General features: G+C 64.1%; 21 protein-coding genes. 13 read left to right on the plus strand and 8 right to left on the minus strand.

Annotation, left to right across the window (positions count from 1 at the left end; all coding sequences use genetic code 11):
- The first annotated feature begins 107 nt into the window (after nt 1-107).
- The 6 genes from DEJ05_RS04135 to DEJ05_RS17785 all read left to right on the plus strand — a co-directional run bounded on the left by DEJ05_RS04135 (nt 108) and on the right by DEJ05_RS17785 (nt 8209).
- A complete protein-coding gene (locus DEJ05_RS04135; RefSeq protein WP_111109801.1) occupies nt 108-863 on the plus strand; it encodes a ComEA family DNA-binding protein in 756 nt (251 codons plus the stop codon).
- Between the two features lie 9 nt (nt 864-872).
- A complete protein-coding gene (locus DEJ05_RS04140; protein ID WP_111109802.1) occupies nt 873-2498 on the plus strand; it encodes a ComEC/Rec2 family competence protein in 1626 nt (541 codons plus the stop codon).
- A 208-nt stretch (nt 2499-2706) separates the two neighbouring features.
- Nucleotides 2707-4029, plus strand: a complete 1323-nt coding sequence (locus DEJ05_RS04145; protein WP_220037000.1) for an integrase — start codon at nt 2707-2709, stop codon at nt 4027-4029.
- A 67-nt stretch (nt 4030-4096) separates the two neighbouring features.
- Nucleotides 4097-5728 (plus strand): hypothetical protein, encoded by a 1632-nt coding sequence (locus tag DEJ05_RS17780; RefSeq protein WP_146245009.1) that lies wholly within the window; start codon nt 4097-4099, stop codon nt 5726-5728.
- A 131-nt stretch (nt 5729-5859) separates the two neighbouring features.
- Nucleotides 5860-7815: an integrase gene (locus DEJ05_RS04160; protein ID WP_181440642.1), complete on the plus strand. Its 1956-nt coding sequence runs from the start codon at nt 5860-5862 to the stop codon at nt 7813-7815.
- On the plus strand, nt 7802-8209 hold the full coding sequence (locus DEJ05_RS17785) for a hypothetical protein (RefSeq protein ID WP_146245011.1): 408 nt from the start codon (nt 7802-7804) through the stop codon (nt 8207-8209). Before DEJ05_RS04160 ends, DEJ05_RS17785 begins: the two co-directional genes overlap by 14 nt.
- Nucleotides 8210-8278: 69 nt before the next feature.
- Here DEJ05_RS17785 and DEJ05_RS04165 read toward each other — a convergent pair whose 3' ends face one another.
- Nucleotides 8279-9241, minus strand: a complete 963-nt coding sequence (locus tag DEJ05_RS04165) for a metallophosphoesterase (protein WP_146245012.1) — start codon at nt 9239-9241, stop codon at nt 8279-8281.
- Between the two features lie 220 nt (nt 9242-9461).
- Between DEJ05_RS04165 and DEJ05_RS04170 the strand changes: the two genes are divergently transcribed.
- The 3 genes from DEJ05_RS04170 (at nt 9462) to DEJ05_RS04180 (ending at nt 11857) form a co-directional block, all read left to right on the plus strand.
- A complete protein-coding gene (locus DEJ05_RS04170; protein ID WP_111109808.1) occupies nt 9462-10718 on the plus strand; it encodes a hypothetical protein in 1257 nt (418 codons plus the stop codon).
- Nucleotides 10719-11134: 416 nt separating this feature from the next.
- Complete coding sequence (locus DEJ05_RS04175; RefSeq protein WP_111109809.1) at nt 11135-11476, plus strand: Lsr2 family protein; 342 nt, start codon at nt 11135-11137, stop codon at nt 11474-11476.
- Between the two features lie 111 nt (nt 11477-11587).
- Nucleotides 11588-11857, plus strand: a complete 270-nt coding sequence (locus DEJ05_RS04180) for a hypothetical protein (protein ID WP_111109810.1) — start codon at nt 11588-11590, stop codon at nt 11855-11857.
- Nucleotides 11858-11907: 50 nt separating this feature from the next.
- Here the strand turns inward: DEJ05_RS04180 and DEJ05_RS04185 are convergent, their stop codons facing one another.
- The gene (locus tag DEJ05_RS04185) at nt 11908-12744 is read right to left on the minus strand and encodes an alpha/beta fold hydrolase (protein ID WP_181440643.1); all 837 of its coding nucleotides are present in this window, start codon (nt 12742-12744) and stop codon (nt 11908-11910) included.
- Nucleotides 12745-13444: 700 nt separating this feature from the next.
- Between DEJ05_RS04185 and DEJ05_RS04190 the strand changes: the two genes are divergently transcribed.
- A complete protein-coding gene (locus DEJ05_RS04190; protein WP_111109812.1) occupies nt 13445-13747 on the plus strand; it encodes an EthD family reductase in 303 nt (100 codons plus the stop codon).
- The gene (locus tag DEJ05_RS04195; protein WP_181440644.1) at nt 13744-15153 is read left to right on the plus strand and encodes an NAD(P)/FAD-dependent oxidoreductase; all 1410 of its coding nucleotides are present in this window, start codon (nt 13744-13746) and stop codon (nt 15151-15153) included. Before DEJ05_RS04190 ends, DEJ05_RS04195 begins: the two co-directional genes overlap by 4 nt.
- Nucleotides 15154-15384: 231 nt before the next feature.
- Here DEJ05_RS04195 and DEJ05_RS17985 read toward each other — a convergent pair whose 3' ends face one another.
- The 4 genes from DEJ05_RS17985 to DEJ05_RS04215 all read right to left on the minus strand — a co-directional run bounded on the left by DEJ05_RS17985 (nt 15385) and on the right by DEJ05_RS04215 (nt 19873).
- On the minus strand, nt 15385-16329 hold the full coding sequence (locus DEJ05_RS17985; RefSeq protein WP_181440645.1) for a ribosome-inactivating family protein: 945 nt from the start codon (nt 16327-16329) through the stop codon (nt 15385-15387).
- 990 nt (nt 16330-17319) lie between these two features.
- Complete coding sequence (locus DEJ05_RS04205; RefSeq protein WP_220037001.1) at nt 17320-18588, minus strand: FAD-binding oxidoreductase; 1269 nt, start codon at nt 18586-18588, stop codon at nt 17320-17322.
- A 17-nt stretch (nt 18589-18605) separates the two neighbouring features.
- Nucleotides 18606-19388: an SDR family oxidoreductase gene (locus DEJ05_RS04210; RefSeq protein WP_181440646.1), complete on the minus strand. Its 783-nt coding sequence runs from the start codon at nt 19386-19388 to the stop codon at nt 18606-18608.
- 5 nt (nt 19389-19393) lie between these two features.
- A complete protein-coding gene (locus tag DEJ05_RS04215; RefSeq protein WP_111109816.1) occupies nt 19394-19873 on the minus strand; it encodes a MarR family winged helix-turn-helix transcriptional regulator in 480 nt (159 codons plus the stop codon).
- A 394-nt stretch (nt 19874-20267) separates the two neighbouring features.
- Here DEJ05_RS04215 and DEJ05_RS04220 point away from each other — a divergent pair, with 394 nt between their 5' ends.
- A complete protein-coding gene (locus tag DEJ05_RS04220; protein WP_181440647.1) occupies nt 20268-21782 on the plus strand; it encodes a GMC family oxidoreductase in 1515 nt (504 codons plus the stop codon).
- Here the strand turns inward: DEJ05_RS04220 and DEJ05_RS04225 are convergent.
- Both DEJ05_RS04225 and DEJ05_RS04230 read right to left on the minus strand, forming a co-directional pair.
- Nucleotides 21779-22732, minus strand: a complete 954-nt coding sequence (locus tag DEJ05_RS04225; protein ID WP_111109818.1) for a GlxA family transcriptional regulator — start codon at nt 22730-22732, stop codon at nt 21779-21781. The genes DEJ05_RS04220 and DEJ05_RS04225 overlap by 4 nt on opposite strands.
- A gap of 422 nt (nt 22733-23154) precedes the next feature.
- Nucleotides 23155-24126, minus strand: coding sequence for a helix-turn-helix transcriptional regulator (locus DEJ05_RS04230; protein WP_111109819.1), 972 nt, complete (start codon nt 24124-24126; stop codon nt 23155-23157).
- A 305-nt stretch (nt 24127-24431) separates the two neighbouring features.
- On the opposite strand from DEJ05_RS04230, the gene DEJ05_RS04235 reads away from it, so the two are divergent.
- Complete coding sequence (locus tag DEJ05_RS04235; protein ID WP_111109820.1) at nt 24432-24971, plus strand: hypothetical protein; 540 nt, start codon at nt 24432-24434, stop codon at nt 24969-24971.
- The last annotated feature ends 18 nt before the right edge of the window (nt 24972-24989 follow it).

A 24989-nucleotide genomic window follows, 5' to 3' on the forward strand; every position in this document is an offset into this window, starting at 1 on the left:
CGACCGTCGCTGGCGTCGTCCCTCACAGCAGGGGCGTTCGCGGCACCCGTCCACGGGTGTGACCTACGGAGCCCGGCCGATCGGCCGGGCTCCGTAGCGTTCGGGGCATGTCGTCCCCGTCGTCTCCCGGACCCTGGTGGTCCCGTCTCGCGCTGTCACCGCGGGCCGCCGTGGTGCTGGCGGCTGTCGTGGTGGTGGTCGCCGTCCTCGTGGTGCTCGTCGGGGCGCTGGTGTCGGGTGGTGGCGAGGGCGCTGAAGGAACGGGCGGGGTCGTCGTGCGTGGGGCGCCGACGGCCGGTGCGGCGTCGGGCGGCCCGTCGCCGTCGGCTGGTGCGTCTGCCGGTGCTGCTCCGTCCGCTCCTGGTGCCGGGCGCGTCGTGGTGCACGTGCTCGGGGCGGTGCGGCGGGGCGGTGTCGTCGAGCTGCCGGCATCGAGCCGGGTCGGTGACGCGCTCGAACGTGCCGGTGGGGCCACCGACGACGCCGACCTCGACCGGCTGAACCTGGCCCGGGTGCTGACGGACGGCGAGCGGTTGTACGTGCCGCGGGTCGGGCAACAGGAGGTGCCCGAGGCGCTCGGGCCGATGGCAGACGGTGCTGCCGCCGGGCCGACTGCCACCGCCGGAGCCGGGAGCGGTGGTGGCTCGGCGGGCACCGGGGGCGAGGAGTCCGCCGTCGTCGACCTGAACACCGCCGACCAGGCCGTGCTCGAGACCCTGCCCGGCATCGGACCGGGGCTGGCCGGGCGGATCATCGCCTGGCGTGACGAGCACGGCCGGTTCACCGCGGTCGAGGACCTGCTCGACGTCAGCGGCATCGGCGACGTGCGGTTCGCCGAGCTCCGCGATCGTGTGCGGGTCTGAGGGGCGACGGTGCAGCTCGCGCCGAGTGCGATCGACCTGCGGGTCGCGGTGCCGGTGGTGGTCGCCTGGATCGCGACCGCCCTGCTCGTCGGCGTGCCCGACGTGGCAGCCGTGGTCGGTGGGACCGCGGCGCTCCTCACCGGCGTCAGCGGGATCGTGCTCCGGTGGCGACGGGGCACCGGGGTCGTGCCGGTCGTCGCCGGGCTCCTGCTCGTCGCGGGGGCCCTGACGACGCTGCTCGCAGTGTCGGTCACCGTGGGGGAGTCCAGGCGGGCCCCGGAACCGCTGCGTGCGCTCGTCGCCGGTCCGGGGGCGGGGCGCGTCAACGTCGAGGCGGTGCTGACCCGCGACCTCGTGCCGGGTGACCGCTCCGTCACCGCGACGCTCGTGCGTGCGGACGACCTCGACGGGCTCCGCGTGCCGGTCCGGCTCGTCCCCGACCAGCACGGCGGTGCACCGGGTGCCGTGCTGGCAGCCGGTGCCCGGGTCACCGTGACCGCCGCCGTGCAGCCGGACGAACCCGGATCGGCGACCGCGTTCGTGGCGTTCCTGCGCGGGACGCCGTCGTCGGTGCCGCCCGACGGACTGCTCGGCGCCACCGACACCGCGCGACAGGCCTTCGTCCGGGCCACTGCCGACCTGCCGCAGCCCGGAGCGGCACTGCTGCGCGGACTCGCGATCGGGGACCGCTCCGGCCTCGACCCGACGACCGAGGCAGCGATGGAGACCTCGGCGCTGACGCACCTGACGGCGGTGTCCGGGGCGAACTGCGCGGTGGTGGTCGGCCTCGTCGTGGTCCTCGGCCGTGCCTGCGGGCTCCCGAGAGGCCCCCGAGCGGCGGCGGCCGTCGGCGTGCTCCTGGTGTTCGTCGTGCTCGTGCGGCCCGACCCCTCGATCGTCCGGGCGACGGTGATGGCGATCGTGGTGCTCGTCGTGCACCTGGCCGGCCGACCGGTGCGGGGTGTCCCGCTCATCGCCCTCGCCGCGGTCGGCATGCTCGTCGTCGACCCCTGGTTCGCCCGGTCGTTCGCGTTCGCCCTGTCCGTGCTCGCCACGAGCGGGATCGTGGTGCTCGGCCCGCCGCTCACCGAGCTCCTGGCTCGTCGTCTGTGGCCTCCGGTCGCCGCGGCACTCGCGATCCCCGTCGCGGCGCAGGTGGCGTGCTGGCCGGTGACGATCCCGCTGTCGGCGGCGCTCCCGACCTACGCGGTGCCGGCGAACCTGCTGGCGGAGCCGTTCGCGCCGGTCGTCACGGTGGTCGGGCTCGCCGCGTGTGGTCTCGCTCCGGTGTGGCCGGTGGGTGCGCAGGGGCTCGCGGCCGTCGCGTGGGTCCCGGCCGCCGCCGTCGGGGGCATCGCACACGGGGCGGCGGCCCTGCCCTACGCCTCGGCACCCTGGCCTGCCGGGGTGCTCGGTGTGGCCGCCGCCGTGCTGGTGTGCGGCTGCATCGCGGTCGCCGTGCTGGTCCGGGGGCAGCTCGGCTCCCGGCTGCTGCTCGCCGCGGGGGTCGTGGTCGTGGTCGGTGTCGCAGCGGTCACCGTCCCGGTGCTCGTCGTCCGGGGCTCGGTACCGGATGACTTGTCGGTCGCCGCGTGTACCTGGTTCCGTATTGAGACAAGCTGTTGCGGGAGCTAGTGTTACCGCGAGCGGCTCGAGTGTTGAAGCCAGGAGGGCTCCGAGTGTGATGTTGTGGCGAGTGCATTGGGCGGATTCTGTGCTGTCGGCCGACGCTCCTGGCGATGGGCTTTGGGACGCAGATGAGCTGAGCCGCCGCGAAGCTACAGCGCGAGTGAAGCCCGGCAGCCCGTTTATGACGAGTCCAGATGGCAGAGCAGACCCGTTCATGACCGCATACTTCAACTCGGGATCGTTCCGGCGCCTGGCTCAGAGTTCGCAGCGCTCCTACACGGATGACTATCGTACGTTTTTCAACTTCCTTTGGCTCCGGAGAAAGAGATGGTTGGAAACAACTACTCGGGACTTCGAGGACTACGAGGACTGGCGCCGTCGGGCTCCGAATAATCCACGACTGATTAGTGGAGCGAAGTGGGTACGTGAGTGCGCCGCGCTGAAGCGACTTTATGAGTGGGCGCAGCAAGAGAACCTGATCGAAGCCACTCCCATTCGGACCACTGTGTCGCGCGGGCGTGACGGATCGATAGTGGAGGTGGTCGATGGGGCCGCACACGATGTCCGAAGCTCTAACGTGAAATGGCTGACCCCTCGGATGTGGAAGCTATGGCGCGACGTCGGTCTTCTGGGACTCACTCGAGATGGAGCACCCGATGACACTTTCCACGCCCGCAACGGCGACCGCAACGCTGCGTTCGCGGACCTTCTGTTCGAGTCTGGGCTACGCCGGACCGAAGCGGCTTCGCTGCTCACGCTTGAGATCCCAGTCAACGATGGTCGGTCTCGGTATCAGTGGAGCCGCGTTGCACAGGCCGCGGCAAAATACAGGAGCGGGCGGCCGTTCCCTGTGTCTTCGCCGACGGTCGGACATCTTCGCGCTTACCAGGTAACCGCGCGAGCCGACGCGGTTACCGCTGCTCGGAAATCAGGGCGCTACAACTCTATCCCCGACAAGTGGATTGTGACCAAGATCGAGCCTTCTGCCGGCGAGACCACTTTGTACTGGACTGAGGAGCAGTCCGGTCGGACGCGGCACATGCCCCTCGATCAGCTACGAGTCGACGAACGTATGCGACTATTCAAGACAACCGACGACGGGTTGGAGCCATTGTGGTTCTGGCTTGGAGAAGGCGGGTTGCCCTTCAGAAGTCACTCCTGGGAACAAGTCTTCTCGGCCGCGACGAAGCGTTGCCGCAAAATGCTCGGCGACGGTGCGCCCTATTGCACCCCTCATTCAGCCAGGCATTCATTCGCTCTTGTGATGCTCGTTGCCGCGGAGCACGCTACGAATTCTCGCTTCGGACTTATCGCTAGCGAGAGGCGGGATTACGAGAAGCTTTATGGCAACCCTTGGCGGATGGTCAAGGATCTCTTAGGGCATCAGTCCGAGGAGACCACCCGAAACGTTTACCTCGCTCCCGTGCGTGACGTGCAGGTTCGCACGCTGCTCGAAGGCGACTTACAGCAGAGCGTCGAGTTGCTACAAGCGCTCGCGCTCGCGAGTGGTCGAGTGCAGGACGTGGTGCATGTCTAAGGGGCGGCCCGCGAGCCTTCCACCGGGGGGCAGACACCAGCGCCCGGCTGTTCTAAGTGGCCTCGTGGTGACGCATGTCAATGAAAAGGGCACGAGGTCCGCCGAGTACGACTTTGCACGACTCCCGCTAACGCCGGAGTTCCGGCTCGAGTGGGCGACGGTATTTGCAAGAAGAGCAAACCCAACAGGGGCGTGGCGCAACCTGCCGTCAAGCAAGCAGGGGTACTGGGCCATCAGCTACTTCGCGCGATGGCTCGCAAAACGAGAGCGCGTTCCCCGCAGCATCGCAGAGCTGGACGCCGCAACGTGGCTGGAGTGGCGACTCGGACAGGCGGGAACAACTGCGGCCCGCCGCGCGGTGCGGCTCACCCGAATGCTGCTGCTGGAATCAGAGCTCCTAACCCACGACACCCGCCGCGTTGTCTCGAAGCGGGCGAAAAAGGATCAGGCGACGGAAGCGTCCTACGACGAGGACGAGCTGCGCGCCCTTACCGTGGCGGCCCGTCGCATCTGGCGGATTGCTCGTGATCGCATCCGTGCCAATAAAGCACATCTCCGTGCGTACCGAGCGGGACAGTTTGCGCTGGACACGGACGAAGAACTCCTTGGACGAGCCCTCGATCGCATCGCCGTCGACGGCGATGTGCCCCGCACCAATTGGCATGACCGCGCGCCCGTGCCCTGGGCATCGAGAGCGCTCGGCGGGGGCCACCGCGATCGGACGTGGAAACGGCTCTACCTCGATGATGCTGAGGTGATGGCGGCACTAGTGCTCCTGGCATGCAAGGAAGGGTGGAATCAAACCAGCATCCAGGAGCTGAAGGTCCCCGAACGCATCGACGGCGGCTCCGCGCAGCCCGTATACCGGGTCGAGTTGGAGAAGCGACGCCGGCGGCCGCCGCATCGCTACGAAACGCGGACGCTAACGGACAGCAAGCCGGATAGCACCGCGAGACTCCTGGGCCAGATTATCGAGGTCACACAGCCCGCTAGAGACGCACTCTCCGCCCACGGGCTCTCAACCGATCGACTCCTGGTCGGCCATCGAGTACGATCGCTCGGCGGCACAGCCGCGGAGATGTTCCAGCTCGGCGTCGGCGGCCATGCACGCGAGAACTTCCGTCTCGCTAGCGGGCAAACAGTGAATCTCAGGCGTGTTCGCAAAGCGGTAAACAATCGGCACCGACGAGAGCCGAATCAGAACTCGCGTGAGACGCACGAAAGTATCTACCTACTTCGCGACCCTCAAACCATCAGCGACTCGGAGGATCTGATCGCACGCGGTCTTGAGCGAGCTGTCGAGCACGCCCGAACCGGAGAGGTGACGGTGGAGACAAACGACAGCGACTGGGGCATGGACACACCGACGTCGGCATGCGTTGACGTGGAACGGAGTCCTTTCTCCCCGTGGGGAGTGCCGTGCACGGCCTCGTTTCTGCTGTGTCTCGCCTGTCACAATGCCGTGGTGATGCCGAAGCACCTTGGCCGGCTCGCGTACCTCTACGAGTGCCTCAACAGCCGGAGGACCTCCCTGCCACCGGACGTGTGGGTGTCCGAATGGCGGGCGCACTTCGAACGTCTGCACAGCCTCCGGACCGAGTACTACAACCACGCTCAATGGCAATCAGCATTGGACACGCTCACGGATGCCGACCGAGCGACCGTTGACCACCTTTTGAAGGGAAACCTTGACGCATGAGCGATGCATGGGCGTCGACGTGGGCGTCGTCAAAAGTCGTCCTCCCACGCCCATCCGAGCCGATCTACCCTCCTGAGCGGGCTCCTTCCAAGCGGGACCCGGTGCCACGCTTCGAGGATGCGACATGGCCCGTGCGCTTCTTCAGCAACAATCCGTCGATGCAGAACGTTCGCATTCACTGGTCAACCTTTCCGCGGCGATATGTAGAGCACTTCCGGCTGGCCGTGTGGGCATTGTTCAATCTTCCCGTACCGGATGAGACGATTGCACAACGGGCAGTCACGATGGTCTCGACCTTGAGCGCCCTGCGCATATACCACAACGCCATCGACTATCGGATGTTTGGTCGTTGGCTCGAAGCGCGTGACGTACCGAGCATCTCCGAAGTCACATCGTCCGTGATGTCCGACTATGCCGAGTACCTCCGCGACGAGCGGCGCGTTGCGCGTGGAACGGCTGTCAACCACTTGACCGCAATCACTCGATTGTGGGTCGCGGGTTTACAGATCCCGCAGCTGGCTTTAGCAAGCGCACCGCCGTGGGTGACCGGGCGTATCAACGACTACCTGCCTCCGGCGACCGGCACCAGCGGGGAGAACGACACGGAACCGCTCGCGACCGCCACCATCTCCAGTCTCCTAAACTCCGCAATCCACTTCATCCAGACCGGATCCAAGGAGATCCTGCAAGCGGTCGCGCTCGAACGGGCGATCTACGACCACGCTCGAAACAGTGTCGGCACCGGCGGCGGCAGCGGGACTGGGAAGCTGCACGCCTACTTCAACAAGCTCAGGGCCGCGGACGCAGAGCTGCCAACGAAAATTCACAACGCACGGCTCGCCATCGACAACTCGTACATTGCTTACATCAACGACGTTCCACTCAACTCAGTCTATAAATGGGCTGAAAGCCCAGAAGTCAGAGCGTATGCGCGGTCGCACGGCGCGCCCACAACGGTCAGGCTTGCCGGAAACGACCTAATACCTGATACCGCCCCACTCGCGGACGTACCCGCCTTCACAGGCCTCTTACGTGGGGCTTGCTTCATCGTCACCGCCTATCTCACCGGAATGCGACCCGGTGAAGTGCTAGCACTGGAGGCGGGCAGTCTGCGCCCATCGAGTAAGAACGGCGGCTGGATGCTCCTGCACTCCAGGACCTTCAAGACCGCCCGCGACGAAAACGGCAATCATGACTCCAACGGAGAGGTGCGCCCGGCGCCATGGGTCGCGATCACGCCGGTCATCCAAGCCATCCAGGCCTTGGAGGGCCTGGTCGATTCGGGTCTCCTGTTCCCGTCTCGCCAGCACCTGAAAAACGCAGGGAGGTCAGTCGGCCTGTCGACCGCTGCAAATAGTGTTATCCGCTTCAGCCAGTGGGTCAACGAGCGGAAGCCGGGCACGATCCCGGAGGACCCGGCGGGACGAGTATCGCCCTCGCGTTTCCGGCGGACGCTCGCGTGGCACATCGCTAATCAACCAGGCGGTCTCGTAGCGTTGGCGGTGCAGTATGGCCATTTACGAACCGCCATCTCAGAGGGATACGCGAGTAGAGTTCGCGATGGTATCCAGGACATGATCGACTTCGAGGCAGCTCGAGTAATTGCCATGCGACTCGCAGAAACTGCCGAAGCTATCGACAATGGCGAGGGGATCTCCGGGCCCGCCACCCTTCGTTTCGTCGACAGCTTGCGTGAGCAGACGGCTCAGTTCAACGGCATCATCACCAGCCAGAAGCAAGCACTCAGCCTCCTGCGCAATAAAGACCTTGCTGTGATTCAGAACGACGACGCCTTCGTCTGGTGCAACTTCAAACGCGAGACGGCGCTATGCCTCACCGCTGACGATCCGGACGACGCCATGACGCCTCGACTCGAACGCTGTAAAGCAAACTGCTCGAACATCGCTCGAACTGATGCCCAAGCACAGGGCCTCCGAGATAGAGCGGGCAGATTCCGGGATGACGCGTCGACGATGCCGCAGCCTGGTGCTCAAAGGCTCATCGCGAACGCAGAGTGGTTGGAGGCTCAGGCGGACGACCACGCTCGTAACCGCCGTACTCAGGAGGACTTTAATGCCGGTGTCTGACGAACGGCAGGTCATTCGCGACGCGATGGCAAGGCTCCTGAACGGAGAGCCGATCCGGTCGAACGGCGCACTCAACGTCGTGACTCTAGCGCAGGAAGCAGGTGTTAAACGGCATCTCCTCACGCATCGCCACACGGACCTGCGTGAAGAGTTCTATGCCCGAGTGAGGAGTCAGGGCCGTGTCCCGCAAAGCGAGGTAGCGCTGCGACAACGGGTCTCCGAATTGGATGCGTCCGTTACCCGTCTTCGTGGTGATAATGCAAGATTGGCTGCGGAAGTTGCATTGCTCAGGCGGATTAATAACGTCCTCGAAGTCGAGAAGGCGAGGCTCGAGGAATCGTTCGAAGCAACGCGTTCTGGCAAGGTGACCTCTATTTTTAGGGACTGGTCGTAGAACGCGGAGGTCACCTTGACCGCGCGATGACGTTGTCGCAGTCAGCCTCGAACGCGAACACGTTTGCCGTTAGAGGTCTTCAAGCCAACGTACTGAGAGATCCGTGAGGGTCAGGAGCGCTGCGTGCCGACGCCCCCGAATCACGTTCAGGCTGTGCACCTCACCACCGCCGATTTGCCGACTGCTGCCCGCGACGTGCATGTGGCCATGAAATGTCTGCTGCGGATGGACTGCAGACCAGAGGCGCGTCAGCCTTCCACGAGACTCCGCCGACGAGGCGCGGCGGCTCAGCGAGAACGTTCCGCTGGCACGGATCAGCTGCTGAACTTCTGCGATGTCAGCGTCAATCGCCTCGTGGGTGAGAAGCACGTCTACGCGGCCGCCGTCAATAGCTGAGTTGATTTCTTCATCGGTCGGCGCTTCAAACGGTCCGCCATCCCGCTCGAGCGACACCGCGCCTCCCATGCAGAGGTAGGTGTGCCCGGCAAGCTTAAATCGGAAGCCACGGGGGGCAATCCAGATCCGTTGGCCAACACGGAAGAAGCGGTCGGGATGGTCCGCGAACTCCCATACCAGGCGCTCCCACCACTCGTGGTTTCCTGGCACGAGAATAAGGCGACGGATACCGCGTTCTTGCAGCTCTTCATCAAGCTTCCAGGTGAAAGGCCGCGGTCCTCGGCCTCCTCCCTTTGTAGAACCGACGGGGGCGCTCCAGCGAAGGTCTCCGACATGCAGAATGGTTCGCACGTCGGGCGCAAGACGCTGCAATCGTCGGAGGAAGGGGAATACGAGCCATTCCTGTGATTCCCAATCGCCGAGGATAGCGACGCGCGATTCGTCGGGATCAGTGAGGTCGTACGACGGCAGCCCGTCTGGGGTTGGCCAGACCTCTCGGTCTGACGTACTGAGGCCGTCGCGGAGCGGCGCGAATCGTGCAACCCGTGCTCGACGTCCCCAGATACTGGCGCTCTTCAAACCGGTCAGCACGGTCGACTCGTTGTGTTCCATGCCACCCTCGATCGCCGAAGCCATGACGCGAAGATAATGCCGCAGACGCCCGGAGTAAAGGGCCACCGTCAATCTGGGGGGAGTGCGACGTGAGTACGCAACGGCGTCAAGCCGCTATCCGCGAGTAAAGTACGCAACTTCGCTAGCGTGCGCGAACAAAGTACGCGTTGACGCCTTGACCGCGCTTCATCCGCTTATGCGTAGAAGGGTTCCCGGCGCGCGGATTCACGCATATCATCTCCCCATGTCAGAAGATGTGCGGGCCAGCGTGCTGCGAGCATGTGCCGAACAGCGCGGACTCGTCACTATTGCCCTCATCGAGCGGCTACACGGTGCTGCCTCCGCGAGCGCGGTCTTCAAGGAGATGACTGCGGCGGGGGATCTCTTCCAGGTTGTCGGAGGCGTCTGGGGGCACGCGGCGGTACGTCTCGCGACGATGCCGACCCTCGAGGCCCAGGCACTGTGGCTTTTGACCGACCCAGCATGGGGCCTGGTCGATCGCTGGGTGCAGCAGCAACGCGATGGCCGGCAGCCCCCAGTCCTCGGGGGCGCGCCTGCTCTTGAGCACTATGGGTTCGGCACCGTCCCCGTCGAAGCGACCCTCGACCTCCCTGCCGGTATACAGGCGGACTCCACCTCAGATTTCGTGACGATCCGAACGGATTCCCCCACTCCGCTGCGTGACGTCGCATGGGAGCTGGGCGACTACCCGTATCGCAGGATCGAGGCAACGATTGCTGACGCGCTCCGCGATGGCGTCGGTATCGATCATGTCGCGGACTTCCTTCGTGAGGCCGCGGCACCGCAGCAGGAAATTGACCAGGATCTGCTGCTGGCGCACTTGACACAGCTCAGTGTGGATGACGAACAGCCAGCCGCGGACGGACAGCGCCTCTATGCCGACCTGTTGAGGCTCGCGGGCCGAGCCGAGCTACTAAATGCCGAAGCTGGCCACCCGTGGCCGACGAACAGGGCGGCGTTCGACGCGCTTCTCACCAGCGAGGCCGACCTCCAGCGGAACCGCCCCGATGAAGCAGAAGCGCGCCGACGCGATCGGGAAGTGCAGCTCGGCTACCTCAACGAGGGGCGTGGTACCTCCATCGGAGACGCAGCCACGGATCTAGAGATGGCGCGCCAACGCACGCTGGACGACCTGCGAGCGGCTTCGTTTTCGGAGGAGCAAGCATCACTCATGCTGCGCTGCGATGCGCATCAGCGTATTCGCCAGATCGACCCCGTCGACGGCACCTGGTGGGAGGCCGAGGGGCAACGCCTCTACCCTGATTGGCAGTTCAATCCCTGCGGAACGATCCCGCATCTCATGGCTGTCATCAGCGCCGCACCGCCGGGCCAACATCCTGCATCGCTGCGAGGCTTCATGACCCACGCGCAGCCCTGGCTTCGTCGCGACGGCCACCCGTGCTCACCCCGGCTCTGGCTCATCGGCGGCGGGGACCCACAGCCTGTCCTCGACGCTCTTTCTGCCACTCCCTTCCGCTGAGCCGCGCACTCCCCGCGACTGCACCCAACGCTTGAAGCGCTGCCAGCTGGACGCGCGCTGTGTGCCGGTTGCCGGCGGGGTCACCGCCCGCCGGTGATCCGCGAAGTCGGAGATGTAGCGCGATCGGCCCGTGCGACCTTCGTCGGGCACGGCGAATCTTCCCGGCGTCGGTAGCCGCGACTGACGGAAAGAGCTGACAAGGCGCTGAGCGCCAGAACCTGCGCTGATTTGGGTGTGGCGCCAAATAACGGGTGATTTGTGGTCGAGCAATACAATTCAGCCAGATAGTGACCTCCCGGCCGATGCGGTAACTCTCGATGGTCTCAATCCGCTCGAAACATGGCGCAATTGAGGCGAACAGTAGGTCTGAAGCAATATGCTCTCTCCGTTCCGATCGCTACAGAATGGAAGAAGCTATGGCTCAGCGCACACTGGTGCAACTCATCGACGACCTCGACGGTACGCCAATCGAATCCGGGCAGGGGCGCGCGGTGGAGTTCGCCTTCGATGGCAACTCCTACGTCATCGACCTCTCCGATGAGCACATCGAAGGACTCCGAAACGCCCTCGCCGACTACGTGGCCGCGGCGCGCAAGGCGAGCAGCAGGGCGGCTGGCCGTTCGACCGGAACAGCACGTCGGACGCCGAAGGAAGATCTCGCTGCTATCCGAGACTGGGCGAGCAAGAACGGATACACCGTCTCCAGTCGTGGGCGAATCGCTCAGGAGATCCGGGACGCCTACGACGCAGCGCACTGACCGCCGAGTCGCAACCGCGATCGAGAGAGCAACCGGCAACAACCAGGCCGCCGCAGGCTGCGGCACCGTGCGCCGTGGAATGCTACTGCTCTGCTGAGGGTTGGAAGTTGCGTGATCGACGAAGTTTGGGACGTGTTGATTGTTGGCGAGGGAGAGCGCGCCGAGGCTGCGGTCCGTTCCGCGACTGCAGCCGGTCGTTCGGCCATGGCCGTCCCTTCGTTCACAAGCCCACTCGCGAATCAGGCAGGTGCTTCTGACGGCACTAGCGCGTCCCTACGGCTCGAGGGCACGCCGGTAATCATCGCGACGGGCCAGACGGTGCTGGCGAAGCAGATCGTTTTCACCGCAGCACTCGACCCGCTCAACTACTGCACGATCTGAGCGGGGGCTCGGTTCGGGCCGAGCGTTAGGCGCCTCGCCCGAACCGAGGCTCACGCTGCCAGGAAGGTCAGCACCTCTCGCCCGTAGTCCTCGTAGTGCTGGAAGAGGAAACCATGGCCAGCGTCGCTGTACACCACAACCTTTCCACTCCGCAGCACGTACGCAGACTGCAAGCTCGAATGCGGCGGTGCCATGACATCGTGGGCGCCAGCTCCAATCAGAACCGGGCCGGAAATCTCGGAAAAGCGATCGAACACACCAGCTCCGAATGAGCGGATGGCGTCGATGCTCGAGCGAGTTGCCTCCGGGCTGACCGCTGCGCCCGAGGCCTCGAGACGAACATCCAGACGACGGAGAGACGCGATTCCGAGCGCCTTCGCTTCTGGCGTCTGCGGGAAGAAGAGGTACAGAAAGTCGTTGTCGTCGTTCTCTTCGCGGCCCGCGATCTGCCAGACCTTCGCGCTGGCCATCGGCTGCCCATCGATGGTGCCGGGAGTGCTTCCGGAGAACACAAGACGGCGTACCCGCTCTGGATGATCTAGCGTTGTGGTCGCCGCGACCATGCCGCCCATGGACCAACCAAACAGGTCGACCTGCGACAATTTCAGAGCGTCCAGGAACTCCACGAGGCCATCGGCGATCTCCGATATGGACGACCCCGCGGTGCCGCTAGAGGCATTGATTCCCCGGTTATCGAACACGATCACATCGCGCTCTGCGGAGAGAATTTCCAGGAACGCCGGATCCCAGTGATCCATCGTTCCGCGGAGGCGGATCACCATGACCATTGGAGTCTGACCGCGCGGCCCGAAACGACGGTACGCAAAGGTCGCATTGGGCCCCGTGATTGTCTGCGTTTCCGCGAGATCCGACTTGTATTCCTGCACGATGTACTGCCTTTCGGTCAAGCGACGCCTCGAAGGTAACTGCTTTGATCGACGCGAGCGTGTCCCTCCGAAGGGCAGCGAGCGCAGCCTGTGGCGCGCCCGGGCCCTACACGCACGAAGGCGCAAGAACCCGGTCGAAGACGGACCATCTGTTGACAGGCTTGGTTGACGGCGTCCGGGCGACGGGTCTCGTCAGCGCGCGCCTCGCCGCCGAGGGCCAAGCGCTGTTCTCGCGAGACGGCCACTCGAGCATGCACCTCCCGGGGACAGGCCGAGCAGCGCCATTCTCGCTAGCGTCATCGCTACTCCAGCCCAGCCTCGGAAGGCGGGGCGGTAGAAGGGGGTGCGTGCTGATCAGAGAAACCAGCCGCGACGGCCACGGCACCGCAGCGTCGGACCGAGTACGGCTCCAGATGGGCGCAACGCTCGAGGCGCCACGGGTGATGACCGCCCTTGCGGCGCCGAGCCCTCAGCCTCTCCAACTGAAGGCCAGGCAGACGGAGTCTCCGGTGAGAGTCCTCACGTGTCGGACGACTTCCTCATCTCGAACCGATTGCTCCTTCTGAAACGGAGCAGGCGGGAGCGAGCTGAACCCACATCGGCAAACCGATGAGGGTCGGCGTCTGCCCCATCCAATAACTCCAACCACTCACACCGACAGCGGCGCTTCCACAGCTCGCGTAATAGTAAGGAGTCCATCATGACCACGAAGATCACGCTCATCATCGACAACCCCGCCGACGTAAACGCTTTCGAACAGCACATCCCCGCGCTCCTCGAAAGCGCCAGCAACATTCCGGCCCTGCAGCGACTCGAATCAGCGAAGGTGTGGCCGAAGGAAGACGGAACGCCCACGCCGGCCCACCGCACGCTCGACCTGTACTTCGCGACGTACGAAGACGCATCCGCAGCTGTTGCATCCGAAGCCGGCGGAAAGTTCTTCGGACAGCTTGCCGCCGCCGGAGGCACCTTCACTGGCCTGTTCACGGACGTTGAGCGATGACAATCACTAATTACGACGTCATCGTCGTCGGCGCTGGCGCCACAGGCGAGAACGTGGCGGACTACGCGCACAAGCGCGGCCTCTCAGTCGCGATCGTCGAATCGGAACTCGTGGGCGGCGAATGCTCCTACTGGGCCTGCATGCCATCCAAGGCGCTGCTGCGCAGCGGGCACGCACTCGCCGCCGCGAAGCGCCTCGATGGAGCGAAGCAAGCCGTGACCGGTCACGTCGACGCGCAACGGGTGCTCGCTCGCCGTGACGGATTTACGTCGCACTGGAAGGACAACGGCCAGGTCGCCTGGCTCCGATCAGCGGATATCCCGCTACTGCGTGGACATGCCCGCATTACGGGAAAGAAGACGATCGAGGTCGACGGGCAGACCCACACCGCCCGAGCTGCGATCGTCATCGCGACGGGCTCGCTCCACGCTCTGCCGGACATCCCTGGTCTCGCCGATTCCAACCCGTGGGGGACTCGAGAAGCGACGAGCGCGCACGCGGTCCCCGAGAGCCTGCTTGTTATCGGCGGCGGAGTCGCGGGATCTGAGCTGGCGACTGCATGGGCGTCACTTGGTTCGAAGGTCACGCTCTTAGCGCGCCACACTCTCCTCGGAGACATGGAACCGTTCGCCGGCGAACTTGTCGCCATGGGGATGCGACAACTCGGCGTCGACGTCCGAACAGACGTCACCCCTACCAAGGTGACCCGCGACCCCACCGGTCTCATCACGGCCACGCTCAACGACGGATCGAAGGTCACAGCCAGCGAAGTACTTGCGGCCACCGGACGTTCCCCGCACACCCGCGACCTCGGCCTCGAGACGGTCGGAATCACCGCGGGAGACTGGCTGACGGTTGACGACAGCATGCTCGTCGATGGAACGGACTGGCTCTACGCCGTCGGCGACGTCAACAACCGCGCTCTCCTCACTCACCAAGGCAAATACCAGGCTCGAGCCGCAGGCGAAGCCATCGCCGCACGACATCACGGCACAGCACTTCACGTCGAGCCGTGGGGCAGTCACGTTGCCACCGCCGATCATGCGGCAGTACCGCAGGTGACGTTCACTGACCCAGAAGTCGCAAGCGTCGGCCTCACCGAGGCGCAGGCGCGAGCGCAGGGACTGAATATTCGCGCCGTCCAATACGAACTCGGCCACGTCGCAGGTGCCTCCTTGCAAGCAGACGGCTACAGCGGGCGCGCGAAAATGGTCGTCGACCAGGACCGGAACGTCATCGTGGGCGTGACCTTCGTCGGTCAAGACGTCGCCGAGATGCTGCACGCCGCGACGATCGCCGTCGTGGGAGAGGTCCCGATCGACCGGCTCTGGCATGCGGTGCCGGCGTATCCGACGATGAACGAGATCTGGCTGCGCCTCCTCGAGACGTACGGCCGCCCGAACTAGCGGCGGCGATACGGGGCCAACGACCGGTGGCGCTCCCTGCGACAAACGCGGGAAGCGCCATCGGTCGTTTGGGATTGCCTCACCGAGATCAATCGTCTGAGCGATGCAGGGCGACAGACACCTTGGCGGCTAGCCTAGGCTGAACCGATTGATGCGGTTGAGTAGAAAGATGGCACGCTCAGAACGTTGAAGCATTCTGAGCGCGCCATCTCGGTTGATTTCGCTTATCGACTACAACTCTGAGTGGTTCCAGTCGCCGCTATCCGTCGGTGGATTTGCGAGGAGCGTCCGCATATACCGCCGGACGTCGTTCCAGGACGAGAGCGTACCCACCCCAACGATCGTTCGAGGCGCGGTCGTCGAGTTGTTCGACACACTGAACGCGTAGTCGGAGATCGCGCCCCACGAGTTTTCCAATCGCTGCTGCAACATCGGAAGGCCCCCATAGTAAGACGTCGGGTTCGCAGTAACATCGCGCATCACGCCGAACACATCATTGAAGCGAACCGCTTCCGACGTGTACTGGACGAGCAACATCAGGGACCGTGCCACGGCCTGCTGATTCCCACCATAGGGGTTCGTTGCACCTGCCAAATTCTGCACCGAGTAGATGACGTCCCGGTACGAGACTGGCATACTCTCTCGACCGCGTCCCGCGGCTCGCACCAAGCTGTTGTAATCGCTTGCGAAGTTCAAGGACTGCACGTACCCGTACTGGAGCAGCGACCCGCCGTGGTGATCACCCATTGTCCGCATGGTGTCTTGAAGGGCGGGAGCATCGGCGAACGAAAACACATGACCGTCGGATGTCTCGTAACCAACGACGTATAAATTGTTCGGCTGAAGCCACAGCCGAACAGACTGTCCCTCGAAGGAGAGCTGGACCCGAATCAGCCCGTTTGCCGGCCACTGAGTCGTGGAGACGCCATCCCGAAAGTTGTGACCGGACGCAGCTTGGATGCTACGGATGAGGGCATCGTACTGACTCGCCTGCGTCGGGCTCGCGGAAACTCCAAGGTTCATATACGTGTCCGCCCAGTCATTTGGATTGACGTCCGCAGCGGCTTTGCGCGGCGCGATAAGAGTCGCACCCATCACCAAAGTGATTATAACTAGAAGTAACGCAGTCAGTCGCATTCTCAAAGTCGACACATTGTCGAATCGCTTCGTGTTCATGTGCTCCCCTGTTGAGTATGTCCGGGATTTCGCGGACGCGACCCAACGGTAGCGGCCACGAACCGTTCGATCGTGTCCCACTCGGGGATACTTTGATGCGTTTTGACCTGTAAATTTGTAAAGCCTACGAAGTACTCGTTCAGGGCTACTGTTTCCAAAGTGTCGATGGTCGATTGGACGCTTGCTGACGGATGCGGATGCCATGATCTCAACGATGTGTGCGGCGAGTCGGCGATAGTCGTTGGCTGATCGTAGCCGACCGTCATTGCTCTCTTCCGTGCTGCTGAATGGCGGTATGAAAGTCATTAGGGGTGTCTCCTCGCAGAATGAAGACGAGGTGTGATTGAGCGAAGCGGCCGCACGGTCTACCAGGCCACTGGGTCGGGTTCGGAAACCGGGAAGACTACTCGGGGTCGGCATCCCCAAGACAAATACCGATGGCGAAGGGATGGTTTCCTTCATCGCCTGGCGGATTTCATGAAGCCCGAAACGCCACTCCTTCGCATCGCGTAGCTGCGCGGCGTCAGAGATCCCTCCGATCAGAAGGACTGCATCGAACCGCCAGTCCGTCCTCGCAGCCGCCAGCCTCACGATGTCAGAGATCACTCCCGCTGGGGTCTCCGAAAGTTCAACCGTCACTCCGCAATGCGTGTTGGCGCTCAGTGTCCGAGCAAGGAAGCCGGGCAGTGCGAGGTCGTGACTCCGAACACCCCACCCGCTTGCCGCGTCGGTTCCCAGTACGAGTACCCTTCGGGTCTTCGGCCCCCGGGCGTGCACCACCCGGGGGCTATCCGGACGCGGCAGATAGAGATAGGTTGCCCGGGTTCTGGCGAAGTAGAGTCGCGCCGCAGCAGCGATCAAGAATTTCATAGACACTGACGCCTCCTTGGCTGCCGGCGTGGTGGTTGAGTCCGAGCGCTTCGGGCGAGCGCGAGACGCGCTGCGATCACATGACGCGGCTGGTTGGAACGGAACTCGGTCGTGACGACATCAAGGCAGCGGGGCACTTACATCGAAGTTCTGCTTGAACACATCGTCCGGATCCCACGCAGACTTCACCCGGCGAAGGCGCTCGAGCGTTGCGGGTGGGAACGCTTCGAGAACGTGTTCAGCACGATGGTCGCTCTCGAAGCTGAGGTAGAGGCCGTCCATGTGCTGGTGCACGGGAGCCCAGGCCGAATCGAACCTGGCGCCGCCTCGTAGTGACACCGCTGTCGCGGAGATCAACTGGTGGCGGTGCGCATACGCGGTGGCGGAGGCGTCGACGTCATTGATCGCTCCTCCCACGGAACGAAGCTGCACCATGTCGGCGCCGCTGCTCTGGAGCAGGTCGGCGATGCTCGCCGACGTGTCGCCGTCCAGGTGATTCAGGAGACCGCTGTGGGTGGTCGCTCCCTGCTGTCCGGTGTGCGGCTCGCCGCTTGTGAGCGGCACGTTCGCGTATGTCGTCACCACACCGCGCTGGCCTGCCAGCCCTGGAAGCCTCAGGAATGGGTCGATCGCGGCGGTTGCGAGGTCCACGTCATCGCCGTCGAAGACGATGGTTGCTTGCGCGAACGCTCGCGGGCCTCCGCCAAGGTAGAGGAACGCGGACACGCTGCGCGGAGCTGCTTCGAGCGTGGAGCCCCACTCGCGAAGGAACTCCGTCAAGTTGGCAGGCTGGTACACCGCGGTCACTTGGACGACTGCAGGAACCTTCGCCGCCTCAAATTCGAAGCTGGTCACGATGCCCACATTCGCCCCGGCGCCACGGATTGCCCAATACAGATCCGGCTCGTGCGACTCAGACACGAGGTGAGTCGTACCATCGGCCGTCACGACCTCCGCACTGCGGAGGTGATCGATCGTCAGACCGTGCGAGCGACCGAGGAGGCCAATGCCGCCGGTCGTGGCGAGGCCGCCGACCCCGACGTCCCCGGAGTCGCCGGAGCTGATCGCGAGGCCGTGTGGTTCAAGTGCGCGCGCGACAGCTCCCCACCGCGCTCCAGGCCCGACGCGAACTCTTCGGTTTCCGAGATGGTCCACTCGGTGCATGGCGCGCAGATCGATGACGTCCCCGCCGACGTTCGTGGAGATGCTGCTGATGCCGTGACCGCCACTACGGATGGCGAGGGCGCGGCCGGTCTCGCGGGACGTCGTCAGAGCCTCGGCGACCTCGGCGGTCGTGGTCGGAAGGAAAACGCGGGCCGGGCTGCCGGTGCTCGAGTAGACGTGACGGACACTGTCATAGGCCGGGTCCTCGGGGCTGATGACCTTCATGCGTCGTGACCCGATCATCAGGCAGACGGCCCTGAGACGGGGCCCGTACCGCGTTCGACAAAGTACTGGAGCGCTGTGTCGGAGAGGTCGCTTGTGCCGGCAACGAGCTGCGCGACGTGGTCCCCGATCTGCGTGGCGTCGATCCATCGACGATCGTCGATACCTGCTTCCTGCCGCGCCCGTGTCCTGACAACACCGAGGATGAGTTGATGAATGCGCGGACCGCGGCCGCCGAGTTCGGCAGCAAGGGTCACCGTCAACGATTTTGTGGCCGCGGCACTCAGCGCGACGCCGGCGCTACCAGGGAAGGGAAGGTCGGCGCTGAGCCCGTTGAGCTGCATCAACGCTCCGGAACGTGACATCCGCGGCAGGAAAGCTCGGAAGAGGCGGAAGACACTAGTGAGGTTGCCGTCGAGGAGCCGTTGCCACTCTTCGTCTGTGAGATCCAGAGCGCCCTTTCGCCCCTGGTCGCCCCATGACGCGACAGAGATCACGACGCCGTCGAACGGGCCGAACTCCTCGGCCAATGCGGTCACGTCGTTCTCGAGGTCAGCGCTCATGGCGTCGAGGACGCGCGTCTCCAAGCGGCCCGCTTCGTCTCCTTCCGATCCACGCTTGGCGAGCTGGTCGAGTCTGCCTTGGTCGCGACCGGTCGCGATGACCGTTGCTCCTGCTGCCAATGCGGCCGCGACGACGCCCTCGCCGACACCGCCACTACCACCGACCACTACGACGGTGCGACCGCGCAGGTCGGGGCGGCTCTCAGGGGCCCAGGTCGAGGTACTTGTCGGAGTTGTCATCGCGGTCATTCCTTCTCTTCGGTGCTGTCGGATTCGAGCAAGTCGATGTGCGCAGCGATCGCGGTGAGCGCCGTGCCGAGGTGGTCGAGTTCAGTGGGTGTCAGCGCGGCCCCAAACCAGGTTGCGGCTGCGCGCAAGTGCGGCCCGACTGCGTCCGAGTGAGCCGCTTTCCCGGGGGCCGTAAGAGCGATGATCGACCCGCGACCGTCGGTACCCGGACTCGGGCTGCGGGTAATGAGGCCGCGGCTCTCCAGCCGACGGAGCTGGTGGGCTAGGCGGCTGGAGTCCCAACCGATAGACGCCGCGCACTCGCTCGGCCGAGCGGTGCCGCCGTATTCAACGAGGTGCGCCAGCACCGTGAACTCTGCTTCTGAGAGACCTGCGTCCCCTCGAAGATCCCGACCGACATGACGACGCAAACGCTCCGTCACCGTCTGCAGTCGTTGCCAAGCATCGAGCTGTTGGTGTGACAAACGGTTAGCCATGTAAACCTCCAACAACCTGACGCGTCAGGTATTCCGCGTGCCCTCCTCTCGTCGTGTGACCAATGTCCGCCGCGCTGGGGGAGCCACTGACCGCTGTCGTCGTCCGGGGCTCCGGGCGTTCGGCTTGCGGCCTACGGCTTGACCCGACGGATGCGGTGTTGGTGTCGGGCCTGTCCCGTTCCACCAACGACCTCAGCCCTGCGATGCCTCGTGCAGCGTAGGTACGACGGTGCCTGAATGCGCCGGTTTCGACCTGCCCCAGGTGGGGACAGGCTGGCGAGCAGGCCGGCACTTAGCGTCGAGCCGTAAGGAGCAGTTGGCAGGGACCTGCTGACCGCTGACGTGTCCTAGGAAGGCGCGTGCCCGCCCATGCCGACCAGCAATGAAGGACGAAATGACTGACATCACGACGGACTACTTGATCATCGGTGCTGGCTCCGCCGGCTCCGTCGTGGCGGCTCGGCTGTCGGAAGATCCAACGGTCAGAGTTACGCTGCTGGAAGCCGGCGGAGACTTCAAACCTCCAGCCGCCGCCGACCCAAGTCGGTGGCGCACGCTCGCGCAATCGGAGCTTGACTGGGGCTTCGTCACCGCTCCACAGCGCGGTGCCGCGGGGCGGTCGATCGCCTACCCGCGAGGCAAAGCAGTCGGCGGAACAAGCATGATCAACGCGATGATGCACGTCTGGCCAGAACGCGCGGACTTCGACGCGTGGCCGACGACCGGAGCAACGAAGTGGTCGTTCGACGAGGTTCTCCCGTTCCTCCAGAAGGCGGAGACGGTTCACCCGCACGTCGACGCGTCGCTTCACGGGCAGGCGGGCCCATTCACGGTCCGAGCGGAACCGCCAAATGACTTCACTGACGCTGCGGTCGGTTCGCTGACGTCGATCCGGCATGCTTGGGCCGGGAGGTTTCCTCTCGCGATCAAGGACAACTCTCGGGAGACGGTCGCCGACGCGTACCTCACCCCGGAGGTGCGCAGTCGCCCGAACCTCACGATCGCTTCGGACACAGTCGTTACGAAGCTCCGCTTCGATCAGAACCAGCGGTGCATCGGCGCCGAGTTCACGCGCAACGGCGTCCCTGAATGGATCGTCGCGCGACGTGAGGTGATTCTGTCGGCTGGCGTCATCGGCACACCCCACCTCCTGCAGGTGTCAGGGGTGGGTGACACCAAGCATCTCCAGGAGCTAGGGATCGCACCCATCTCCCATTCGCCAGAGGTCGGCAGGAACTTCCGCGATCATCCGTTGCTGATCATGGCGTACCCGTCCAGTAGCCCCGTGTCTGCCGTGGACCAACGCGTCGAGGCAGGCGCGCTGATCTACAGCAGCGACGAACAAGTCGAGCCGGATCTGCACGTGTTCACGATGCGAAACGACGCTCCGGACGGCAGCAGTTCTGTAGCCATTGGCGTCGCCGTCCTTCGCCCGCAGAGCACTGGTTCAGTGGTCGCGTCGAGCGCAAGCATCAGCGATCCGCCGGCCGTTGACCCGAACCTGCTCAGCGAGGTCGAGGACGTGCGACGTCTCGCAGCCGGAGTTGAGATAGTTCGCGAGCTGGCGACGTCGTCAGCCCTTCGGCAGTTCACATCTTTTGAGGTCCTGCCCGGCCCGAACACCGATACCGCGGAGTCCCTTGAACGCCGGATCCGTGACCTTGTCGGCTTCTACTGGCATGGAGTCGGGACCGCGCGCATGGGCAGCGACCAACGGGCGGTTGTCGATCCGGACCTCCTGGTCCGAGGCGTCAGCGGGTTGCGAATCGTCGACGCGTCAGTGATGCCAGCGATGGTGAGCGCGAACACGAACGCGACGGTCCTCGCTATCGCTGAACGCGCCGCGCACCTCATTAAGCAGCGTGCAGCGGAGAGAAGCGGGGCAACTCCGCTGACGGTCGGCGCTTAGCCCCTAACGTGATGAGCCTGTCGGTAGGCGTTCGGAGCTACCCCGAGCTGCGCGGTGAGGTGGCGGCGGAGCGAAGTTGCAGTCGAGTAACCGACCGCGGATGCAACGTCGTCAATGGTGAGGTCCGTCGTCTCCAGCAGTCGCCGAGCCGCCACAACTCGCTGCTGCGTGATCCATTTGCGCGGCGACAGGCCGGTCTCGGCGTGGAACTTTCGGGCGAAGGTACGCTCGCTCATGTGCGCGTGCTTCGCCAGCTCGACAGTCGTCAGCATGTCGGACAGATGCTCTAAAGCCCACGCTCTCGTATTGGACGTGGATAGGTCAGGTGCGTCAGGCACAGGCCGTTCGATGAACTGCGCCTGCCCACCTTCGCGGTGGGGGGCGACGACGCACCGACGGGCGGCGTGATTCGCTAGCTCAGCCCCATGGTCTTCCCGGATGAGGTACAGGCAAAGGTCGATTCCGGCGGCGGCTCCGGCGGAAGTGAGTACTCCCGCGTCGCCGGTAAATAGCACGTTCTCGTCTAGCTCGATCTGTGGGAACCAGGATCGGAAGAGGGGCGCACACTGCCAGTGCGTGGCGGCCTTGTGTCCGGTGAGAAGCCCGGCCGCGGCCAGTGTGAATCCGCCGGTGCAGATGGACACGAGCCGGGCGTCTGTCCGAACGCGATCAAGCGCCGCGGCCATCTCGTCTGAGAGCGACGGACGCAAGAACGTGGGCTCCACCGGTGTGACGATCACAGTGTCGGCTCGCTCGAGCGCTTCGAGGCCGACGGTCGGAACCACCGAGAAGCCGGCGTTGGTCATGATGGCAGCTCCGGTAGGGGTACAAAGGTCAACCCGGTAGACGCCATCCGTTGCGCCGAACACCCGAGACGGAATTCCCAGCTCGAACGGGTACGCGCCCTCCTGGGCGAGAACTACAACTCGGTGCGGGTCATCGACCGTCATGGCTGAATTGTATCGGAACCTGACGTTCGTCCGTTGGGCGTCTCACCATCGGCGCATAGCGTCGGAAGTATCGCTGAGAGCCCGCCCGCAGTGTTTGGGTTGAACGGCGCAGCCGCGTGGGCTCACTCTGTCTTCTCGAAAGACGAAAGGGCTCGCCCGCCCGCTTCGTTTGAACTAGTCGCGGGAGATCTCTCGCTATCTGCTGCTTTACAGGCGTTCTACTGCTTGTTAAGCACACGGGCAGCGGCCCTCTTTCGAACCATCGGATTGCTCGACTCGCGTACTTTCGCGACACGGCACGTGACTAAGGCGTCAGGGGAAGGTGAATGGCGTGTGATTGACGGCCTCGACGAGATTGCCAAGGTCGGATCGATTGAACCGATAAGCGAGCTTCGCTGTCATGCGGTCGAATTAGTTCGCCTCTACGCTCGCGGACTCAGCGAAGAGTAAGCGACTGCATCGAGGCTCGGATGGGGTTCGCCGAGCGTCGTGGATGCGTCTTCTAACTGCGGACGAGCGGCAGGCGCTTCGAACGGCCCTCCGGAGTCGGTGTTCTTAAAGGGCGTTTTGACCAACGCCGAGCGCAGCGCAGCAAGCGCTGCCTCGCCTACGGTGCCCGGGAGCGCATTGAACGCAACCAGCACATTTCCTCGGCCGCCGGGGATGAGTAGTGTCTGGCAATCAAGCGTGACAAACCCGAAGCCGTCCATATATTGCCGCACAGGGCCCAGGTGATGAGGGCGCGCATCGTGACGCGACCACAGTCGACGGAAGTCGGCATCTCGGACGGAGAGAAGCCCGACAATTTCTTGCAAGCGCCGATCGAAGGGGTTGCTGTTGAAGCGTAGGGTCGCAACTGTCCGCGCGGCAGTATCCTCCCAGTCGTCGAAGCCCTGTCGGGCCTCGTCGCTGAACACAACCAAGGGTAGATTGATGCCCGTACGAAGTCCGCCACCCGTCATTGCCGTTGCTAAGTTGTTGACGGCAACTACATCCTGGTTACTGTCCATGACGTACGCTGGCGTGTCGGTCCACTGTTCGAGTAGAACGCGAACGCCTTCATCGATCCGATCTGCGACCTCTGGCTCGCTCTCAATAACGAACTCGCCGGAAGCTACGCAAGCGAGTCGTCGCAGGTACTCGAGGCCCGCGCCGTCGAGCCGAAGCGCTCGGCCGAGCGCCTCGATGACTTGTGTTGACGGCTGCCGATCGCGCCCCTGTTCCAGGCGCAGGTAGTACTCCTGGCTAATGCCGGCGAGCTGTGCCACCTCGTCTCGCCGTAGCCCTTCAACGCGGCGTACGTTCATGCTCTTGAGCCCGACGTCTTCAGGCTTCAAGAGCGCGCGTCTAGCGCGGAGGTAGTCACCGAGCGGAGAGGGATTCGTGCTCGCCATCGTCCTGTGTCCTTCCGAGACGGTGCCCCAGGCGGGCACTAGGTTGGCGGTAAAAGCTCAGCAGCCGAAGCTGCACTGAACCATGCAGTTCGCACGCGGTTTCTCCAAGTGCTTCGCTCCGAAGCGTCGTGGAAGAACGGCTTGCGTTCCAAGTTGAGGCGCCCGCTCATGCTGACACCCACACGTGATTGGGCCCTACTCCTCTATTGTCGCGCGATCTCGTGGGTACCGTAAGCCGGCCGCGGTGGAGAGGGTGTCCCTCCTGGGGGCACTTACGCAGACTGCACTGGTCGTACACTGATGAAATGCCCCTAAACAACGGCGCGGTTGAGCGGCGCACGAAGCTCGGCCAGCTCATCGGGCCGTGGAAAAACGTGCCTGCCCTCGTTTACGACCGACACCTCGACGTCGTTGTCGCAAATGATCTCGCTGGCGCCGTGCAAGAGTCCTTCAGAGTGGGTGCCAACCTGGCGCGCGCCACCTTCCTCGAGGCCAACCTGGACAGCTCCCTCGGGGACGTAAACCAGAAGCGCGATCAGGTTGCAGCCGAGTTGAGGGAGGCTGTCGCAGAGCAGGGAGAAGACGACGGCTACGTCAGCCTTGTCGGCGAACTGGCCGCTTTAAGCGATGCTTTCGCAGAGGCTTGGGCGGGTGACGTGCAGCCAGCGTCCGACGGAGTCTTTCGCTTCAATAATCAACTTGTAGGAACGCTTGGTCTTGCGTATCACCGGTTCCGCGTTACCGGGCCCGACGCAGACACGCTTCTCGTATGGCGGGGAGCGGACGCGGAGTCGACCGAACGGCTCGCGGCCCTGGCGAGATATCCGATCAGTGACGCGCAGTGACGCCGACGCCGACCATTC

It is taken from the genome of Curtobacterium sp. MCLR17_045 (genome assembly GCF_003234405.1).
Classification (GTDB): domain Bacteria; phylum Actinomycetota; class Actinomycetes; order Actinomycetales; family Microbacteriaceae; genus Curtobacterium; species Curtobacterium flaccumfaciens.

What these genes read in the sequence shown, in the direction of transcription:
- DEJ05_RS17985 (WP_181440645.1), bottom strand. Translation starts at nt 16,329, where the DNA reads ATGAACACGAAGCGATTCGACAATGTGTCGACTTTGAGAATGCGACTG.
- DEJ05_RS04210 (WP_181440646.1), bottom strand. Translation starts at nt 19,388, where the DNA reads ATGACAACTCCGACAAGTACCTCGACCTGGGCCCCTGAGAGCCGCCCC.
- DEJ05_RS04205 (WP_220037001.1), bottom strand. Translation starts at nt 18,588, where the DNA reads ATGAAGGTCATCAGCCCCGAGGACCCGGCCTATGACAGTGTCCGTCAC.
- DEJ05_RS04215 (WP_111109816.1), bottom strand. Translation starts at nt 19,873, where the DNA reads ATGGCTAACCGTTTGTCACACCAACAGCTCGATGCTTGGCAACGACTG.
- DEJ05_RS04170 (WP_111109808.1), top strand. Translation starts at nt 9,462, where the DNA reads ATGTCAGAAGATGTGCGGGCCAGCGTGCTGCGAGCATGTGCCGAACAG.
- DEJ05_RS04175 (WP_111109809.1), top strand. Translation starts at nt 11,135, where the DNA reads ATGGCTCAGCGCACACTGGTGCAACTCATCGACGACCTCGACGGTACG.
- DEJ05_RS04195 (WP_181440644.1), top strand. Translation starts at nt 13,744, where the DNA reads ATGACAATCACTAATTACGACGTCATCGTCGTCGGCGCTGGCGCCACA.
- DEJ05_RS04230 (WP_111109819.1), bottom strand. Translation starts at nt 24,126, where the DNA reads ATGGCGAGCACGAATCCCTCTCCGCTCGGTGACTACCTCCGCGCTAGA.
- DEJ05_RS04165 (WP_146245012.1), bottom strand. Translation starts at nt 9,241, where the DNA reads ATGGCTTCGGCGATCGAGGGTGGCATGGAACACAACGAGTCGACCGTG.
- DEJ05_RS04135 (WP_111109801.1), top strand. Translation starts at nt 108, where the DNA reads ATGTCGTCCCCGTCGTCTCCCGGACCCTGGTGGTCCCGTCTCGCGCTG.
- DEJ05_RS04225 (WP_111109818.1), bottom strand. Translation starts at nt 22,732, where the DNA reads ATGACGGTCGATGACCCGCACCGAGTTGTAGTTCTCGCCCAGGAGGGC.
- DEJ05_RS04190 (WP_111109812.1), top strand. Translation starts at nt 13,445, where the DNA reads ATGACCACGAAGATCACGCTCATCATCGACAACCCCGCCGACGTAAAC.
- DEJ05_RS04235 (WP_111109820.1), top strand. Translation starts at nt 24,432, where the DNA reads ATGCCCCTAAACAACGGCGCGGTTGAGCGGCGCACGAAGCTCGGCCAG.
- DEJ05_RS04145 (WP_220037000.1), top strand. Translation starts at nt 2,707, where the DNA reads ATGACCGCATACTTCAACTCGGGATCGTTCCGGCGCCTGGCTCAGAGT.
- DEJ05_RS17785 (WP_146245011.1), top strand. Translation starts at nt 7,802, where the DNA reads ATGCCGGTGTCTGACGAACGGCAGGTCATTCGCGACGCGATGGCAAGG.
- DEJ05_RS04220 (WP_181440647.1), top strand. Translation starts at nt 20,268, where the DNA reads ATGACTGACATCACGACGGACTACTTGATCATCGGTGCTGGCTCCGCC.